Here is an 18,372-nt window from a genome sequence, read left to right on the forward strand (position 1 = left end):
GCCGGTCAGGCTCCGGCTGCAATTTACTACTTAGGTGTTTCTTAGATGTTGATTGCTGTTTCTAGTGCAACTTTCATCATGTCGTTGAACGACTTTTGACGCTCTTCTGAGCTTAGTTTTTCACCACGGATGATGTGGTCAGAAACCGTTAGGATAGTTAGTGCTTTCGCGCCTAGGTCTGCAGCTACGCCGTAGATACCAGCCGCTTCCATGTCTACACCTAGGATGCCTAGTTTTTCCATCTTCTCGAAGATGTCTGCTTCTGGTGTGTAGAACAGGTCTGCAGAGAATACGTTACCAACTTTTACTGGAACTTCTTGAGCACGCGCTTGGTTTACCGCTTCTTCAAGAAGACCGTAGTCAGCGATTGCTGCGAAGTCGTGGTTGTTGAAACGGATACGGTTAACTTTTGAGTCTGTAGATGCACCCATGCCAATAACAACGTCCATTAGTTTCACGTCGTCACGTACTGCACCACAGCTACCTACACGAATAACGTTTTTCACGCCGTATTCAGCGATTAGTTCGTGTACGTAGATACAGCAAGATGGGATACCCATACCGTGGCCCATTACAGAAACTTTTTTGCCTTTGTAAGTGCCAGTAAAGCCGAACATGTTGCGAACGTCACAAACTTGTTTCACATCTTCTAGGAACGTTTCTGCGATGTATTTAGCGCGCAACGGGTCGCCTGGCATTAGAACTGTTTCAGCGAAATCACCTGGTTGTGCGTTAATGTGTGGGGTTGCCATAAGTGCTCTCCAAAGTTTTGTTCAGGTAAAACGCATCAATTATAGATGCTATTACCAATTCTGTTGAACTTGTTCGTTTTCGTTGAGGCCATAATATCGGGACAGGGCAAGGGGACTTGAGAGTTAAGTCACAAAACGGTCGGTTCTAGTGTTTAAATAATCTGTTGATAACTAAATCTGTTGAAAGCAAAAGGCAATCGATTTGCTTTTGAGCAGTTTGTCGATTGCGTGCACAAAATCCCTATATCGCCCTCAAATTTTTTCTTCAAATCGTCTGATCTAAATCCTGTATGAATGAGTAAAACGGTTAAATTGTACAATTTATTTTCTTGTACAATGTTAATTGACTTGCTATAAGTTATACAACAAAACATTTTGTATAGGATGCTTCGTTATGGAATCTTCAATCAAAGTCGGTATCAGCTCTTGTGTACTTGGAGAACGAGTACGTTTCGATTCGGGACATAAAATCAGCAACTTCGTAACGAAGGAATTAGACGGCTACTTCAGCTTTGTGCCAGTTTGCCCTGAAGTTGGTGTAGGCATGTCTGTGCCGCGTCCGACTATCCGCCTAGTCAGCAATGAAGAACGTATTGCATTGGTCGAGACAAAAAATCCTGACAACGACCACACAGACAACATGCTCGCTTATTCAGAAAATAAAGTGAACGAACTACAAGGTGAGCAACTGTGCGGTTACATCGTTTGCGCTAAGTCGCCGACTTGCGGTATGGAACGTGTAAAGGTGTACAGCAAAAACAATGCGGCAAAAGAAGGTGTTGGTTTGTACACCAAAACGTTAATGGAAAAAATGCCGTGGTTACCAGTAGAAGAAGACGGTCGCCTGAACGATCCGGTATTAAAAGAGAACTTCATCACTCGCGTTTACTGTTTGAACGACTTTTATGAGTCGATGGATGGAGAGCCAACCCGCGGCAAAATTATCGAGTTTCACTCGCGCTACAAGCTGACGCTGATGGCGCACCACCCAGAGTCGTACCGTTCTCTTGGTCGATTGGTAGCTGATGTAGCGAACTATGAAATCGATGAGTTTTACAGCCAATACCGTCTGGGCTTGATGCAAGCACTACAAAACCGTGCCAGCCGCAAAAATAACACCAATGTGTTGATGCACTTACAAGGCTACTTTAAACGCTCATTAACTTCTGACGAGAAAGCAGAACTTGCGACCGTGATCAGTGACTACCGCACAGGGTTATTACCACTGCTTGCGCCGCTAACGTTAATTAAGCACTATCTCAACGCGTACCCAGATGCGTACTTACAAAAACAGAAATATCTAGAACCATACCCACAGGAGATGAGACTTCGTTATGGATTGTAGCCAAGAAGAAAAACTATACGCGATTCGAGATGTATCTGAGTTAACGGGTGTAAAGCCCGTTACTCTGCGCGCTTGGCAAAGACGCTATAACTTGATCCAACCGCAAAGAACTGAAAAAGGGCATCGTTTATACCGTCAGCAAGATTTGGACACAATACGAGAGATTCAAGGCTGGTTAGCTAAGGGCGTTGCTATCGGCAAAGTGAAGGGACTGCTAGGACAAGAGTCAGACGTTGATGTGTCAACAGACAACCAGCGTTTGGAAGAAGTTGAAGTGATGTTGAAAGCGTTGTCGGAGCTTAATCGTGGCAAAACGGAAACGCTCTTGTCTAACGTATTAAAAGAATACCCACTTAATATTGTGATTGAACAGCTGATCAATCCAGTGTTTGAAGCATTAGATCTAGTGAAAGTCTCGCTGCGTTCATTGCAACTTGGTTTGTTCCAAACGTGTCTAATCACTCGCCTCGCCCTAGTGGTGGACTCAGAGAATAAAGCCGCGTCTAAAGGGAAATGTCTGCTGGTGAGCTTCGAGCAAGTTCGTGACTCAGAGAGCTGGATTCAAGCCGCAAAACTGTGTGAACAAGGCTACCACATCACCTTAATCGACAAAGTCGAAGATGTGTCTGGTTTGATTGGGCATGATGTACTTGCTCGTTATCAGCAAGTGCATTTCTTCTCGAACAAAGCGCTGCCGATCAAACAGGTAGAAGCGTTAACCGCATTGCAAACTCGAGCACCCGAGCAAGTTCAATTTTCTGAAGTCATCGAGAAACTGCACTTCGCTAACTAGCCCAATAATAGGTAAGGAGAGGACATGATTCTGGTTTGGTTTCGACGTGATCTGAGAACGTTAGACCACACAGCGTTAAAGGCTGCCTTGGATACGGGGCAACCTGTTGTGGCTGGTTTTGTTTCGACACCGGAACAATGGCAAGAGCATAATATGGCACCAATGCAGGCAGACCTGATCGCGCGACGCTTAGTGTATCTCAATGAAGAACTCGCAGACCTCAACATTCCGCTTCTATATAAAGAAGTGCCCAAATTTTCTAACGTGACAGAGGTCATCAAAGATTGGGCATTATCGTTAAACGCGAAAAGCGTGATGGCAAACATCCATTATGAGGTCAACGAACAAGCGTTAGACAGGGAAGTAGCGGATGTTTTAGCTAAAAGCCAAGTCACGTTTGAAGCTTTCCACGACAAATGTGTTCATGCGCCTACCACGGTGTTAAACAAGCAAGGTGAGTACTTCAAGGTATTCACGCCATTCAAACGTGCTTGGTTGTTGAAATTTCAAATGCCAATGGTGTCGAAACCAGAACCGCAAGCTGAGATTCCTCAAGAAGTGACCCAGCCGCTTGAAGCTGATCGCTACCATGCAGACGTACCTTTCACTTACCCGCGTGAATCTAGTGATAAATGGTTCGTTTCAACGAGTGATATTGTGCATCACTTGCGAGAATTTGCTCGAGAGCGCAGCGATGCTTATCAAGAGAAAAGAGACCTTCCTTCTGTTGACGGTACGAGTCAGTTGTCTCCATATCTTGCCATTGGCGCATTATCGCCAAGACAGTGTATTGCTCGTCTTTATGCAGAGAACCCGCATACTGACCTTACGGACGGGAAAGCGACGTGGCTAAGTGAAATCATCTGGCGCGAATTTTACCAACACTTATTAGTGTTTGAACCAAAACTGGTGAAAGGTAAAGGCTTCATTCCTTGGGAAGATAAGATTGAATGGTCTTATGATGAGGCTGCGTTTGAGCGTTGGAAAACCGGAACAACAGGGTACCCAATTGTCGATGCTGCGATGCGCCAACTGAACACGACGGGTTGGATGCACAACCGCCTACGCATGATAGTGGCAAGCTTCTTAACCAAAGATCTGCATATCGACTGGCGTTGGGGTGAGGCGTACTTTATGAGCAAGCTGGTGGATGGAGACTTCGCCGCAAACAACGGAGGTTGGCAATGGTCAGCGTCTACCGGATGTGATGGGCAGCCTTACTTCCGCATTTTTAATCCAATCAGTCAGGGTGAGAAATTTGACTCTGATGGCACATTTGTTCGCTATTGGGTGCCGGAAATCAAACAGGTACCGAACAAATTTATTCATAACCCTTGGCTATGGAGTGGCTTTAATTTACTGGATTATCACAAGCCGATGGTTGATCACAAGGTAGAAAGAGAGATAACCTTACGGCTCTTCAAAAACGCCAAGGAATAGAGAGAGATGCCTAGCAAGAAGCGTCCAATGAGTATCGCTAAACGAACCCTGTTGTCTGTATCGTTGTCTTTAGTGAGTGGTTTGTCATTCGCAAAGATGTATGAACTACCGGAGGATGGGGCTCGTGTCATAGGCCGTATGGAAAATCATGTGGTTGAACAGGGCGAAACCATGGCAAACATTGCTAAGCAGTACGATGTTGGCATGCTGGCGTTAATGGCGGCCAACAAAGGCGTAGACCCTTTTCTACCAAAAGAAGGGCACGTACTGACGATTCCTACTCAGCTTATCCTTCCTGATGTCCCTCACAAAGGCATTGTCATCAACTTGGCTGAATTGCGTCTGTACTACTTCCCAGCAAAAGAAAACGTAGTACACATCTTTCCAGTAGGGATTGGTCGTATTGGCCGTGACACGCCAGAAATGACCACGAGCATCAGTCAGAAGCGCCCAAACCCAACTTGGACACCACCTTCTTCGATTCGAGCAGAATACAAAGCGAAGGGCATTGATTTGCCTGCAGTAGTACCAGCAGGTCCGGATAACCCGTTAGGTATGTTTGCACTTCGCTTGGCCTATGGCCATGGTGAGTACTTGATCCACGGTACCAACAAAGACTTTGGCATCGGTATGCGCGTTAGTGCAGGCTGTATTCGTATGGATCCTAACGATATCGAATGGTTGTTCGACAAAGTTCGTCGTGGTGAAAAAGTGAAAATCATCAATCAACCTGTAAAAGTGACGCTAGAACCGGATCGCAGTGTGTTTGTTGAAGCGCATGAACCATTGACTCGCAGTAATGGCGAGAAAGATCATCTACAGATCCCGAAAGAGTTGGATTGGTGGCTTGATGAATATGGGATGACGAATGCGAAAGCAAAGGCAGCGATTGCTGCGCAGAATGGTGTTCCAGTAGAAATAACCGCGCCTTAACAAGCGTTAAAGCGCGGAATCACATCTTACTTAGTGTAAGACTGAGCGATGTTGTCGATACGCTCGTTAGCACGTGCAGCTTCTTCTTGAGCTGCCATAGCCGCGTCGTTAGACTTTTGAACGTCAGATTGTAGAGACTGAACGTCTTGGCTTAGTTGGCTAACTTGGTTGCTTAGTTCGTCTAGTTTAGTAGCTGTTGCTGCTTCGTCAGAAGAAGCACAACCTGCTAGTAGAAGTACTGAAGTTGCTGCAGCTGCGATCAACGTTTTGTTCATTTTAGAACTCCTTGCCTATAGTGAAAGTACTAAGCTATACGTTTTGTGTCATATAGTCATAGTGTTAAATGTGAATACATTCTATCAGTACATGATGTAGCAAAAGTCAAAAAAATCCAAGGATTTCATAGAGTACCTGATACGGACGCTAACATTTAGCTTACATAAGTGAGCGATTACTCACCTGATAACGCCAGTATCAGGTAGTACAGCAGCTCTTTTGCCACTCCCTGATATCAATAATTTAGACGATATTGACATAAATGAAAGTTTCTAAGTGGAATTAGTTTGTGTGATCTCTATCTATACTCCTATGATTTGCGGTATTATACCGAGCTTTTATTTTTTGCTGCGTTAGAGCGGAAACGACACTGAAAAAGCGCTCAGACGCTGATTATTTATTGGAGAATACTTTGCAATTTAAAGATCTAGGCCTAGACAACCGATTGTTGAAGAACCTAAAACACTACGATTTCAAAAAAGCGACTGACATTCAGCAGCAGGCGATTCCTGTTGCGATTGCAGGCAAGGATCTATTGGCATCTTCGAAAACGGGTTCGGGTAAGACTTTGGCGTTTGTATTGCCAATGCTGCACAAGTCGTTAAAGACTAAGTCGTTTTCTGCAAAAGACCCGCGTGCGGTTATTCTTGCACCTACGCGTGAGCTAGCAAAGCAGGTATATGGCGAGCTTCGCTCAATGCTTGGTGGTCTGACTTATGACGCAGCATTGATTCTGGGTGGTGAGAACTTCAACGATCAGGTAAAAGCGCTTCGTCGCTACCCTAAATTCATCGTTGCGACACCAGGACGTCTGGCGGACCACCTAGAACATCGTTCTCTATTCCTTGATGGTTTGGAAACATTAGTTCTTGATGAAGCGGACCGTATGTTGGATCTGGGCTTTGCGCCAGAACTTCGTCGTATTCACAAAGCAGCGAAACACCGCCGTCGTCAAACTCTGATGTTCTCAGCAACACTTGATCACGCAGAAGTGAACGACATTGCATCAGAGATGCTGAATGCACCAAAGCGTATTGCTATCGGTGTATCTAACGAAGAACACAAAGACATTACTCAGAAATTCTACTTGTGTGATCACCTAGATCACAAAGAAGCGATTCTGGAGCGTGTGCTTGAAGAAGCAGAATACCGTCAGGTGATCATCTTTACAGCGACACGTGATGACACTGAGCGTCTAACGAACAAGCTGAATGAGAAGAAGCTTAAAGCGGTCGCGCTAAGCGGTAACTTGAATCAGACTCAACGTAACACCATCATGAGTCAGTTTGAGCGTGCTGTATTTAAGATCCTAGTAACAACAGACGTTGCATCTCGTGGTCTTGATATCGCAACAGTAACGCACGTTATTAACTTCGATATGCCGAAGCACACAGAAGAGTACGTTCACCGTGTTGGTCGTACTGGTCGTGCGGGTAACAAAGGTGACGCAGTGTCGCTTGTTGGTCCTAAAGACTGGGATAGCTTTAAGCGTGTTGAAACTTACCTACAACAAGATTTGAACTTCTCTGTATTTGAAGACTTGAAAGGTAAATTCAAAGGTTTGAAACCGCGTAAACCTGACTTCCGTAACAAGAAGACAGAAACTAAGAAAGCACGCCCTCAAGCGAAGAAAACACCGAAGAAACCAGCTAAGCGCGATAAAGGTTTCTACCAAAACGTGGCAGTGGGTGACAATGTGTTTATCCCTAAGAAAAAGCCTGCGGCACCAAGCTCTGAAGATTAAGCCTTCACTTGGCACCTGACGCGAAACGATTTCAAATCCGAGCTTATAGCTCGGATTTTTTATGCCTGAATTTTGCCTTCAAGACCTCTTATGTTTATCAATCCTAAACATAGGTTAAATAGTCTTTGATTTTTCTAAACGCCATCTTTGCTTAGCATAAGTATCCAGAAACAGGAGACAAGAATATGTATCAAGAAGAGCAATGGTTAGAACAAGTCGATATGAGTTTGACGGACAAGCAATCTAGAGCATTGGGGTGGGAGCAGCGTAGCGTCTTGGTCGAAATGTTTTCATTCCTATGTATCGCATTGGTGAGTTGTACATTGGTGTTTACCGGAGGCGGTCATCATGATTACTGAGAAATCACAAATGGGGGAGTTGATTAAATCGGTTGTTGTTTCTTCACTCTACTTCGTCGGATTTCTCGCTCTACTCTGGGTTGTGACTAGCCACGTTTTCTAGTTTACCTTTCTTTGTTAAACCCCACGAAAAGAGAAGCGAACGTCGTCACCTTAGTAGGTGGCGTTTTTATACTTAGCCTCATTAGTATTTTTCATTACCACACCTTTCTACGAGCCTATCGCTCGGTAACCACTTTTGTCTGTTAACTAAACGTTTGCGCAACAAAGGCCAATAAAATCAATACATAAAATATCAAATGATAATTGATCTCATTTTCATTTAAAGGCAGAATACGCGAAATAATATTAATCCTATAAATAATTGTGCCGTTTATATGAAATTTAGTCATGTTTTTTTGGGGCTTTTAGCACTCTCTTTACCCAGTGTCGCCGCGGATAATTTTGATTGGTTGAGAGACGATTCAAGACAAGATGAGCGAGTCCTTTCTTATCTCAAGAAGCAAAACCAGAAAACAGAACAATTTCAGAAAAGCTATGACGAGATCACTCAACACCTGTTGAGCCAATGGGAAGCCATGGTTGCAGAAAAAGGTGACAAGCCTTGGGTGATTAAAAACGGCCAAGAGTGGAATCTAACTCGCCGACAAGGCAACTTCGTTTTGTTGTCACGAGCAGATAAAAATGCGCAAGAGAACGTGGTTTACGATTTCTCTTCTCGCCAAGAAGAACGTCAATACTTCCAAATTGGTCAATGGCGTATTCAAGACGATTCTTTGTTGTTTACAGAAGATATTGATGGCAGCGAGCAGTACCATGCTGTGCTGGTGGAGCTCAATAATGGCAGAGTGCACGAACTGATTAGCAATGTGGACAATGGTGTTCTGCTCTCACCAAATGGCAAGTTTGCTTTCGCTGTCTCAAAAGAAGCGAAAACTCAGCGTCCTTACCAAATCGTTCGAATTAACACTCAAACCAATGAGCAGAAAGTACTTTGGCAAGAGGACAAGACCGATTGGCTCATGTCGTTCTATCCCGCAGCCGACGCGCGTTTCGCACTGGTACAAAGTAACAATGAATCGACCACCGAACAAAAGATCCTAAACCTTGATTCTGGAGAGCTAACGGCCTCGTTACGTAAACCGGAACCCGGTGTGGAGTATTATGCAGATGTTGCTCAAGATAGAGTCTTTATCAACAGCAATCTTAATGGTCAGTTTGGTTTGTTTGAAACTGAGATGCCAGAGAAAGATGTGAACACTGTTGAGTCTAATTGGAAGTCTTTCTTACGCTCAGAAAACGGTTTAGAGCAATTCTATTTGTATGAAGCGGGACTTGTGGCACTAACTAAGCAAGACAATCAAACGACAATCTCGGTTTACTCTTACGATGGCAAGGCGAAAAAAAACGCTTCCGTTAGAGTCGGACGGGCGAGTTGCTTGGTTGAGCACTCTTGGCGATTACCGCTCTAACAAAATCCGCATTCGTAGTATGTCGATGACAACACCGCCGCTGTGGGAAGAGTTTGATGTTAAAGCACTGACAAAGACAAATCTATCGCAAGATGTTTATCACGGCTTCTCCAGCCAAGATTATGTTTCTAAACGCATTATGGTCAAAAGCCATGGTGTGGAAGTGCCAGTTTCTCTTGCTTACCGCAAAGATAAGCTCAGTGACAACGCGCCTGTTGTGCTGTACGGCTATGGTGCTTACGGCTTTACCATGAAACCTTACTTCATGCCTCAAACCGTGAGCTTACTAGATCAAGGCATTATCTACGCAATAGCGCATGTTCTTGGTGGCGGTTACTTTGGTGCCGACTGGCACGATCAAGGCCGAGGCGTTCTTAAAGCCAACTCTATCAATGATTTCACGGCAGCTGCGCAAGCACTTAAACACTTTGATGGTGGTGAACGTGATGTCTACGCGATTGGATCGAGTGCTGGTGGTACTTTGGTTGCCGGCTCCATCAACCAAGCTCCTGATTTGTTTGCTGGCGCGGTGATGAAGGTTCCGTTTGTCGATGTCGTTGCTAGCATGTCCGATACGACGTTGCCACTTACTGCACAACAATATGGGGAATGGGGGAATCCGGCACTCCCAGAGCAGCTCAAAGCGATGCAAGCTTATGATCCTATTCTCAATATTCATAAAGATGCTTACCCACCCATGTTGGTTCAAATCGGATTAAACGACCAACGTGTGCCTTATTGGGAAGGCGCGAAGTATCTCGCTCAAATTTCGTCGACCAGTGAATCGACAGGCCCGTATTTGTTGCAAACGGATTTTCACTCTGGCCACCGCATAGATCCAAGGCAGGCAAGAAAGCAACAAGCGAAGGAATACGCATTTCTACTATCACTCATTAAAACATCTAAAGCGGAGCAGTAAATGAAGCTTACCCCAGTGTCAGCGGCAGTACTTTCGGTACTTGCTGCCAGTCAAGTGCACGCCGAATCTAAGGTTTTCTCAATGGAAGAGGTGGTTGTAACCGCCAATAAAATCGATCAGCCATTGTCAAAAGTGGCAGGTAGTGTCGCCGTTATCACAAACGAGCAAATCGAAGAAAGAGGCGAGACCGAGCTTTATGATGTGCTGCGCAACGAACCTGGTGTAAGCGTGACGGGCGGTGCAGGACGTCCGCAGAACATTACCATCCGTGGTATGACGGGTAACCGCATTATGATCGTTCGTGATGGCATTCGTTCTGCGGATGGCTTCGGTGCGAACGACATTAATGATGCAGTTGGGCGAGATACTTTTGATTTATCCAATTTTGAATCACTGCAAATCATTAAAGGGGCAAGCTCTTCTGTCCATGGCTCTGGCGCGATCGGCGGTGTGGTGATTTTAGAATCCAGTCAGCCGGGTGATTTCTTAAAAGACAAAGATTTCTACACCGATGTTTCCGGTACTTACACCGATATCAGCAATAAGTACAAAGGCACGAGTAACCTAGCTTTCCGCTCCGGTGATACAGAGAGTTTGTTTAACGTTTCATACTGGCAAGGGCAAGAGACACGTAACTTTGATGAAGATTTGTATAACCGCGATCTAGATGGTTACAGCGGTGCTTATACGATCAACCACTTTCTCAATGAAGAGGTGATGTTGAAAGCTAAAGCGGAACTCTACACTCAGAATCAAGAGCGTCTGGAGGGTTCACCGTCCATTCAACCTGATGGCATCTGGCATATTGAAGACTTTGCTGAAGATGAAACCTCCGAAGAGTACAGCGCTTATATCGGCGCTGAGGTTACACCGATTAGTCCAACTTGGTTCGAAGAGTTGGACACCAAAGTTTACTGGCGTCACACCGAAGTCGTGGAAGACACCAACCGCCTAATGCGCCAAGTGGATCACAATGGTTTGATCACCAAACGTCGCGAGCTGGAACACAAAACCTTCATTGACGAGACAATTGGTTTTCGTGGCGACTTCACCAATACGATTTTTGCAGCAAATACTGAGCATCAATTGGCTTACGGTATCGAGCTTTCTACTGACTATTATGAACGCACAGATAGCGATTCCAAGATTGATTGGAATGGGGTGACGCCTTCGACCAAGCAACCTTTCGCTCCTGCTCGTGCTTACAACATTGGTTTGTACGTTAGAGACATGGTGGAACTGGATAAATGGACCATCACGGGTGGTCTGCGCTTTGATGCGCACCGTCTAACGCCAGACGGTGAGGGAGAAGTAGGTGGTTTCCCACTAAAAGACATGGATAGCTCAGAGGTGTCTCCAAGCCTGTCGGTTTCTCGTGAAATGTTTGCCAACAACATCGTTTATGTGTCGTACAACCACGGTTACCGAGCTCCGGAATACGACAAAGCATATGGCTTCGTGAACCATGATTTCGTACCGCTAACGCCTTTTGTTATCGCGCCCAACTTAGACCTAGAAGCTGAAACTTCGGACTCATTTGAAATCGGTAACAAGTTCGATAACGGTCGTGCGTATGTCTATGCGTCTGTGTTCTACAACAAGTTTGAAAACTTCATCGATGTTGTGACCACAGGCTTTGACTCAAGCACTGGTAATTACATCAAACAGTACCAAAATCTTGATGGCGTAGAGACTTATGGCGCAGAGCTTTCTGCGGGTTACGCACTCACCAAACAATGGGACATCAGCACTAAGTTTGGCTACGTAGATGGCAAAGACGCGGAAGGCGAATACGTTCGAAGCATTACGCCATTCGAAGGTAACGCTCAACTGAAATACGCCAACCAAGACTTCAACGCTTACGTGGCTTGGAACTGGGCCGCGGCTATGGATCGCGTTCCTAAATGCCAGACCACGCTTGGCCTAGCGACAGAGTGTGCGCAGACAAGTGCGTGGAATACGTTTGATATTGGCGCAACTTACTACGTTTCCAAAGACCTTCGTGTTAGCGCAAACATCGTCAACCTGTTCGACAAAGAGTACATCCGATACCAAGACGTAGCGGGTATCGCTGAGGAAAGTAAGCGTTACTCAACGGAGCCTGGGCGCTACTTCACGCTAAATGCAAAATACGAATTCTAGGACGAAATCATGAAGCTAAAACCATTGGCTTTTTCGCTGCTTATTGCTTGTACCCCTGCGGCGCAGGCTGCAGAGTGGGATTATCCCGCAACGGACTCTGTGGTAACGAATGAAGCGCAAGCGAAAACTTATCTAGACAGCCACTACTCAGAAGCGGGCGAGTTTAAGTTCCGTTACAAAACCCAGTCTCAGCTTGGCGAGCATTACAATTTTGATGTTTGGGTTAACGGTGAATATCAAGCACAGCGAGCCCTCGTAGTCACAACCGATAAAAATCATCACGTTGTGCGAGTGTTTAAGAGCCTTGAAAATACGATCATTCGCAACGGTAAACCAACGGTTGCAATGGAATTAGAATCGCCTCGCCAACTGCAAGCACAAGAGCCACCGGCTTTGAGCTCTGGAAGTCTGGTTGATGTTGAGGTTTCTTTATTCAACCCAGATCTGCGCACCATGCAACAGCAAGCGGCACCAGAATCAACGTGGTCAGCACTGTCCGATTACCCTCAGCCGATCGAGTACGTCACCAAGTCGATTGAGGTTTTAAAGTCCGGCGGTAAGTTCTATCTCTCTAACCCAAGATTAAAGCAAGTGGATGCGACGGGCTTATTTGCAGCCCCAGCACCTGGTGAAGCGCCTGTACTCGATACGTTGGACTTTGTCAGCCCAGAAGGGGTTCAAGCATTTGACAGTGTTGATGAGATGCAAAGCACCGAGTTTGGTGACAATGCGTTCCCGCAGTTGATGGCTTTTTATCATCTTGATAGCTCGATCCAATATCTGACAAGCCTGACTTACGACTTGTTTAACGAACCGCTTCGTTTTGATGCTCGCGGTTTATCAAAAGATAACTCTACTTACTATTACGGTCCGAAAGCACTCATGCTGGGTATAGGTGGTGTTTCTCCGGATGCAGTCGATTCTGATGTAGTGATACACGAGCTTGGGCATGGCATTCATTACCAAATCGTACCGGATTGGGCGTACGGCCATACTGGTGCTATCGCAGAGGGTTTTGCTGATTACTGGGCGGGCAGTGCGAGCTACCGTACTCAATATTTGGATGCTTCTCGTCGTGGTCAAGAATTTGAGTTAGATACGGTGTTCAACTGGGACGGAGTGTTCGGAACACGCAAAACAACTCGTAGCTTATGGAACCAAAGAGCGCGTTACTTCGAGAGCTCAGAGTATCCAGCGCATGTTAGTGTGGACGGTGAACTAGGTGACGAGCTATGGTCAACGCCACTGTTCCAAGCGCTTAAAGCATCGGTTGAACGATACGGTGATGATACCGATAGCGTGTTCCGCGAGTTTGACGCCATTGTACTTGAAGGCATGTACGGCATTGGTCGTGGCGTGAAAATGCACGATCTTGCAGAATCGACCGTGTTTGCCGCAAAGACTTTGTTCCCAAATAAAGATTACGCCCAATTCCTGACGGACAGCTTCAACAAACACAACTTACTTAAAGCGCCTCTTCGCGTTCGCTATGACGCTCGATACATCGCACAAGGTCAAGACGTAGGAGTGAACCTGAGTCAAACAGGCCGCGAAGCGAGCATAAAAGGGCAATGGCAGCTAAACAACGCATCCGTGTTCGACTTTGATGAAACGCTTTCTGACTCGACTTCAATGAAGGTGGCGTTACCAAGCGGTCTGACATGTGGCACGCAATTCGATTCCTCTATTTCATTGGATTACCAATTTGCAGAAGGCTTAAAGACTCATCAGTGGAGTGAAAAGGTGATGCTGGTTAATGGTACGCCAGAGCTTGATATCCAGCCTCAATCAGTGAATTCCGCTTTGCCAGAACAGGGCGACAGACTGTTCTCTCAGACGCTATCGGACAAGTCACTCACGATTGATGATTCGTTTGCGGTTTACCTGAACATCGAACATGACTCACTGCAGGATCTGCAAGTGACGCTAGTGTCTCCACAAGGCAAATCGGTCGTGCTACTTAGCCATCAATCAAGCAATACCAATGGATTTAAAGGTTACTTCACAGCTCAGTATGACGAGGAGTTACAAGCGCTTGTCGGTCAACCGAGTTGGGGGACTTGGCGTCTCGAAGTGTCTGACCGCGTGTCAGGGAACTCTGGGGTGTTGAAAGAGTGGGGTGTGAGTCACTTTGCTCAGTATCAGTGCAGTGCTGATACCACTAAAGAAAGCAGTGGTGGTGGTACAGGTGGCAGTAGTTCGCCTTGGACCTTGTTAGGACTTTTCCTGCTTTCAATGGTGAGAGTGATTCGCTCTCGTTAATTAAAATCAAAAGAAGATAAAATCTATGAAGTTTCAATATTCTTTCGTTGCTATGTCACTAGCCCTAGCAGGCTGTGGCGGTGGTTCTGGTGGTGATACGTCGGCACCGACCTATGATGTAGCTGGCACCATCGTTTCTGCAGGTACACTTCTTGATACGCCAGTGTGCATCGATTTAAACCAAAACTACGTTTGTGATACCAATGAACCGAGTGCTAAAACGGATAATGCCGGTAAATTTAGCCTGACTTCAAGCAACAAAAACGTACTAACCAGCACCATTCTTGCTCAAGTTGATCAAGGCTCAAACCAAACGCTGCGTCTTGCGGCTCCGGGCCAAAATTTAGCAACGGGTAACACGGTCAATGGTGTAACAACGTTGCTCGCAGGTCTTGTGGTTGACGGTAAAACCGTTGCTCAAGCTGAAGAGATCGTGAAAGCGCAACTCACCGATGCCGGCGTTTCTCTGTCTGGTACGGTAATGTCTAACGTACAAGCCAGCGAGCTAGACAAGCTAGAGCAAAACGCGGTTGCGCTATTAGCTGCGATGCAACCACAACAAATGACCAAAGGCGTAGCGTTGCTTGCTCAAAGCCTTAGCTTCCAAGGTAAATCGTTGGCCTCTGATCTTCTGTCTGAAGCGGAAGTGAGTGCATTTGCTGAAGAAATTGCAGCAGTTGCTGAACAAACGGTTGGCAGCAACGATACGGGCGCCGTTCTTCACTTTGCTGATGGCGCAGCAGACGTTGCTGAGGTTCAAGCTTCTTACCCTGGTCAAGATGCGGAATACGGCTTCGACAAAGAGGACAAGCAAACGTCGACAGGCGCTGGCTTTAAGTTCGTTAAGCTAGATTCACAGGGTGCTGCTTTAGCTGCAGATGCCACTGACTGGGCTTGTACTATGGACGAGCGTACTGGTCTTGTTTGGGAAAACAAGAGTGCGGATGCGAGCTCGGTTCAATTTAAAGATCGTACATTCGTGTATGAGTCAGCAACATTCAAACCGTATTACGAAGATCTTGAAGTCGTTGGTTGTGTGGATGCTGCTGATAGCATCTGTTCAACAAGCCAATATGTTGAACATATAAACAAGCAATCACTATGTGGCATTACTGATTGGCGCCTACCAACATACCAAGAGTTCTACGATGTTCTCGACTTAGGTGAGACAGAGAAAGATGCCGACGGCAATGTCTATGGTATGACGACGGCTTACTTCCCTCAACAGGGTAAGGGCAGCCCTGATATTGAATCCGGTGCTATTTGGCTGAGTGATTTCACATTTAATAATTACTCTCCTGCTAACTACGAAGGTGCGCTTCAATTTGCAGTCGTTGCTGCGAAAGGCGCTGACCGTGGCTACGTCAGCTTTGTTGAAATTTATTCTGACAAAGTGGAGCGTAACGCAGGCGCGTCATTCCAATTCCCAATCCGTCTAGTAGCAGTAAAGGGCCAATAAGATGAAGAAACTAATCACCGCGTTATCTCTTGTTCTAGCTTCTCAAGCAGCCATGGCGGCACAAGAATGTTCAACTGATTTTGGAAAAACAGCGCCTAACTCTCGTTACACCTACTCTGATGCCGGGACGGTAACTGACTTAAAAACGGGCCTAACTTGGATGCGTTGTCCTGTTGGCTCAACGTGGAATGCGGCAAATGAAGCCTGTGATGGTGCTGCAACTAAGATGTCATGGCAGTTAGCGCTATCAACCGCTGAGCAAATCCGCAATGAATCAGGTAACCATGCTTTGCATGGCTTTGCGGGCAAAAAGAACTGGCGCTTACCAAACATTAAGGAGTTGGTCGCGTTGACGGAGCGTGCTTGCCACAGCCCTGCGATGAACGGCACTGCATTCGCAAGTGGCTACACGCTAGAGGTGGGTGATTATGCAGGTTACATCTGGAGTAACACTCCGAACGGTGATGGTTCAAACGTCATGGTGTTTGATTCAGTGAATGGTGAGGTTTACAACTGGAGCCCACTAGAGCCAACGAACACTTTCTCTGTTCTATTGGTCACTGACGAAGAATAATCACACAGTTGGATTTTCTCTAATCCAGATATTAAAAAGCTCCGCCAGTGCGGAGCTTTCTTCATTCCTAACCTTTGAAACTTATCGTGTTGAGCAGAATGTTTAAACTTGGAACTGCTTAAGCTGATGCTTTTGGTTTTCTGCTAAGCCAGACAGCTCTTGCGCCGCCGCGGCTGATTGAGTGATACCAGTGACGTTCTGACTCACCAATTCATAGATGGTGCTCAGGCTGTTGTTGATGTCAGACGTGACTTGCTTTTGTTCTTCAGAAGCGGTCGCAACTTGGGTGTTGATTGCATTCAGATCTGAAATTGCGCTGTTGATGTCACTCAGTGAACGACTCACTTCTGCGGCAAGCGATTGGTTATCTTCAAGCATGGCTAGGCTCGAATGCATGCTTTCGTTTGCGTGACCAGACTGCTGTTGTAGCTCCTCAATGATGGTTTGGATCTCTTTGGTCGATTCTTGAGTTCTCGCTGCCAGCATACGTACTTCGTCAGCAACCACGGCAAAGCCTCGACCACTTTCTCCCGCTCGTGCCGCTTCAATCGCCGCATTCAATGCAAGTAGGTTGGTTTGCTCAGAGATGCTCTCAATAACTTCGATCACTTTTCCAATCTGCTCGGACTGATCTTTAAGCGACGTGACAACATGCGCTGCTTCATTCAGCTGGTCAGCCATTTTTGCGCTCGCACGTGTGCTTTCTTCAAACATACTCAAGCTTTGAGACGTCAGTTTGCTTGCTTCATTCGACGCACTATCTGCTTGCTGTGCATTACTTGAAACTTCTGCCGCTGTGGATTCAAGCTGGTTAATTGCAGACGCGACCTGTTCAACTTCTTGCTTCTCTTGATCCGAGTTCGCACTGCTTTGCGTCATCACGGTTGCCAGCTCTGTCGATGCCGAAGCGACATCTTCACTGATTCGAACCAGAGAGTCGACCGTACCGCGAAGTTGGTGGATGGTTTGGTTTACGTCATGCGCCAGTTGTGAGACTTCGTTTTTGCCCACTTCGTCCGCTTCTACCAACAAGTTACCTTTTGCTACTTCTTGCATGGTTTGTTGTAGGTTGCGGATTGGAGCAACAATGTAGCTCGCTAGCAGCCAACTGATCAAAGAGGCAATAGAGAGAATAACCACTAGAGATGCCGTGCTATAGGTCAGGGTATCAGAGTGAAGAATGCCATTTTCCTCGACTTCATCGGTAACGATTTGGTTGAGCTTTTTAGACAAGTTGTCGATCGCTTTTATCATGGCTTCACCCGCAAGGCGGTATTGGCCCATTGCAGACTCGTACTCTCGTTCAAAGTCTGACGTGGTGTACTCAGAAGTATGCTTGGTATTGAGAAGGGGAGTCATGGTGACACGAGTAAAATCGACGTAGTGATTCATGGCGTCGCGCATGGCGTTTACTTCAGCCTGAATACCTTCAATTTTATCGATAGAATTAAGAAACTCTCGGTTTGTTGTTTGGCGTTGTTGCAGTTCTTGGTTCAGTGTTTTGACATCTTCCGCCCTGAATAGACTATAAATCGCCTTAATGCGCATCGCGTAGGTGTTGTCTACGATAGAGCCCAGCTCTTCTTTATGCACGATAAGGTTATTGGTAGAAACCGTCACTTTGTCGAATGCTTGCTCTAACTTTCCTATGCCTATGCTCAAACCAACGATGAGCAGTATGACAGTGAAAAGCACGGGCACGAAAACCTGTGACTTAATAGACAGCGTACTAAGTAATTGACGCATGATTGACCCTCTAAAGATTATAACTATTATCATTTTTGTAAATAAAGCCAGTCGATTCTAATTAGTAAGCTTGATATATCAATAATTTAACGATGATTATTTGTTATGAAATATATTAAAAGCGATGTGGTTGGCATTTTGTTATTAGCAAAACAT

The 18,372-nt window shown here is 45.9% G+C and carries 13 protein-coding genes and 1 pseudogene; 11 read left to right on the top strand and 3 right to left on the bottom strand.

From position 1 onward, the window contains the following. Positions 1 to 41: 41 nt before the first annotated feature. Positions 42 to 752 (bottom strand): purine-nucleoside phosphorylase, encoded by a 711-nt coding sequence (gene deoD / locus KHO06_RS19035; protein WP_005375140.1) that lies wholly within the window; start codon positions 750 to 752, stop codon positions 42 to 44. A gap of 394 nt (positions 753 to 1,146) precedes the next feature. Between deoD and KHO06_RS19040 the strand changes: the two genes are divergently transcribed. From KHO06_RS19040 to KHO06_RS19055, 4 genes are read left to right on the top strand one after another with little or no spacing between them, the layout of a single operon-like run. Next, positions 1,147 to 2,097, top strand: a complete 951-nt coding sequence (locus tag KHO06_RS19040) for a DUF523 and DUF1722 domain-containing protein (RefSeq protein ID WP_005432198.1) — start codon at positions 1,147 to 1,149, stop codon at positions 2,095 to 2,097. Continuing rightward, the gene (locus KHO06_RS19045) at positions 2,087 to 2,890 is read left to right on the top strand and encodes a MerR family transcriptional regulator (protein ID WP_162092277.1); all 804 of its coding nucleotides are present in this window, start codon (positions 2,087 to 2,089) and stop codon (positions 2,888 to 2,890) included. The genes KHO06_RS19040 and KHO06_RS19045 overlap by 11 nt, the downstream gene beginning before the upstream one ends. A gap of 24 nt (positions 2,891 to 2,914) precedes the next feature. Next, complete coding sequence (gene phrB, locus KHO06_RS19050; protein ID WP_212583143.1) at positions 2,915 to 4,330, top strand: deoxyribodipyrimidine photo-lyase; 1,416 nt, start codon at positions 2,915 to 2,917, stop codon at positions 4,328 to 4,330. A gap of 6 nt (positions 4,331 to 4,336) precedes the next feature. Continuing rightward, positions 4,337 to 5,263 (top strand): L,D-transpeptidase family protein, encoded by a 927-nt coding sequence (locus KHO06_RS19055; RefSeq protein WP_005432192.1) that lies wholly within the window; start codon positions 4,337 to 4,339, stop codon positions 5,261 to 5,263. A 26-nt stretch (positions 5,264 to 5,289) separates the two neighbouring features. On the opposite strand, the gene KHO06_RS19060 is transcribed toward KHO06_RS19055, so the two are convergent. Further along, on the bottom strand, positions 5,290 to 5,538 hold the full coding sequence (locus tag KHO06_RS19060) for an Lpp/OprI family alanine-zipper lipoprotein (protein WP_005441096.1): 249 nt from the start codon (positions 5,536 to 5,538) through the stop codon (positions 5,290 to 5,292). A gap of 401 nt (positions 5,539 to 5,939) precedes the next feature. On the opposite strand from KHO06_RS19060, the gene KHO06_RS19065 reads away from it, so the two are divergent. From KHO06_RS19065 to KHO06_RS19095, 7 genes and pseudogenes are all read left to right on the top strand, one after another. Beyond that, the gene (locus tag KHO06_RS19065; protein ID WP_011999384.1) at positions 5,940 to 7,283 is read left to right on the top strand and encodes a DEAD/DEAH box helicase; all 1,344 of its coding nucleotides are present in this window, start codon (positions 5,940 to 5,942) and stop codon (positions 7,281 to 7,283) included. A gap of 185 nt (positions 7,284 to 7,468) precedes the next feature. Continuing rightward, entirely contained in the window at positions 7,469 to 7,642 is a 174-nt protein-coding gene (locus KHO06_RS19070; RefSeq protein ID WP_212583144.1) for a hypothetical protein, read from the top strand. Positions 7,643 to 8,019: 377 nt separating this feature from the next. Beyond that, positions 8,020 to 10,033: pseudogene (locus KHO06_RS19075) on the top strand (prolyl oligopeptidase family serine peptidase). Then, positions 10,034 to 12,175, top strand: a complete 2,142-nt coding sequence (locus KHO06_RS19080; RefSeq protein ID WP_212583145.1) for a TonB-dependent hemoglobin/transferrin/lactoferrin family receptor — start codon at positions 10,034 to 10,036, stop codon at positions 12,173 to 12,175. It begins immediately after the preceding pseudogene. A 9-nt stretch (positions 12,176 to 12,184) separates the two neighbouring features. Then, positions 12,185 to 14,437 (top strand): proprotein convertase P-domain-containing protein, encoded by a 2,253-nt coding sequence (locus tag KHO06_RS19085; RefSeq protein ID WP_212583146.1) that lies wholly within the window; start codon positions 12,185 to 12,187, stop codon positions 14,435 to 14,437. Positions 14,438 to 14,462: 25 nt separating this feature from the next. Further along, entirely contained in the window at positions 14,463 to 15,896 is a 1,434-nt protein-coding gene (locus tag KHO06_RS19090) for a DUF1566 domain-containing protein (RefSeq protein WP_212583147.1), read from the top strand. A gap of 1 nt (position 15,897) precedes the next feature. Continuing rightward, a complete protein-coding gene (locus KHO06_RS19095; protein WP_047478136.1) occupies positions 15,898 to 16,470 on the top strand; it encodes a DUF1566 domain-containing protein in 573 nt (190 codons plus the stop codon). A 102-nt stretch (positions 16,471 to 16,572) separates the two neighbouring features. On the opposite strand, the gene KHO06_RS19100 is transcribed toward KHO06_RS19095, so the two are convergent. Beyond that, on the bottom strand, positions 16,573 to 18,216 hold the full coding sequence (locus tag KHO06_RS19100) for a methyl-accepting chemotaxis protein (protein WP_212583148.1): 1,644 nt from the start codon (positions 18,214 to 18,216) through the stop codon (positions 16,573 to 16,575). Positions 18,217 to 18,372 lie beyond the last annotated feature (156 nt).

The organism is Vibrio sp. B1FIG11 (genome assembly GCF_905175335.1).
Lineage (GTDB): Bacteria > Pseudomonadota > Gammaproteobacteria > Enterobacterales > Vibrionaceae > Vibrio > Vibrio campbellii.

What these genes read in the sequence shown, in the direction of transcription:
- deoD (WP_005375140.1), bottom strand. Translation starts at nt 752, where the DNA reads ATGGCAACCCCACACATTAACGCACAACCAGGTGATTTCGCTGAAACA.
- KHO06_RS19040 (WP_005432198.1), top strand. Translation starts at nt 1,147, where the DNA reads ATGGAATCTTCAATCAAAGTCGGTATCAGCTCTTGTGTACTTGGAGAA.
- KHO06_RS19045 (WP_162092277.1), top strand. Translation starts at nt 2,087, where the DNA reads ATGGATTGTAGCCAAGAAGAAAAACTATACGCGATTCGAGATGTATCT.
- phrB (WP_212583143.1), top strand. Translation starts at nt 2,915, where the DNA reads ATGATTCTGGTTTGGTTTCGACGTGATCTGAGAACGTTAGACCACACA.
- KHO06_RS19055 (WP_005432192.1), top strand. Translation starts at nt 4,337, where the DNA reads ATGCCTAGCAAGAAGCGTCCAATGAGTATCGCTAAACGAACCCTGTTG.
- KHO06_RS19060 (WP_005441096.1), bottom strand. Translation starts at nt 5,538, where the DNA reads ATGAACAAAACGTTGATCGCAGCTGCAGCAACTTCAGTACTTCTACTA.
- KHO06_RS19070 (WP_212583144.1), top strand. Translation starts at nt 7,469, where the DNA reads ATGTATCAAGAAGAGCAATGGTTAGAACAAGTCGATATGAGTTTGACG.
- KHO06_RS19080 (WP_212583145.1), top strand. Translation starts at nt 10,034, where the DNA reads ATGAAGCTTACCCCAGTGTCAGCGGCAGTACTTTCGGTACTTGCTGCC.
- KHO06_RS19085 (WP_212583146.1), top strand. Translation starts at nt 12,185, where the DNA reads ATGAAGCTAAAACCATTGGCTTTTTCGCTGCTTATTGCTTGTACCCCT.
- KHO06_RS19090 (WP_212583147.1), top strand. Translation starts at nt 14,463, where the DNA reads ATGAAGTTTCAATATTCTTTCGTTGCTATGTCACTAGCCCTAGCAGGC.
- KHO06_RS19095 (WP_047478136.1), top strand. Translation starts at nt 15,898, where the DNA reads ATGAAGAAACTAATCACCGCGTTATCTCTTGTTCTAGCTTCTCAAGCA.
- KHO06_RS19100 (WP_212583148.1), bottom strand. Translation starts at nt 18,216, where the DNA reads ATGCGTCAATTACTTAGTACGCTGTCTATTAAGTCACAGGTTTTCGTG.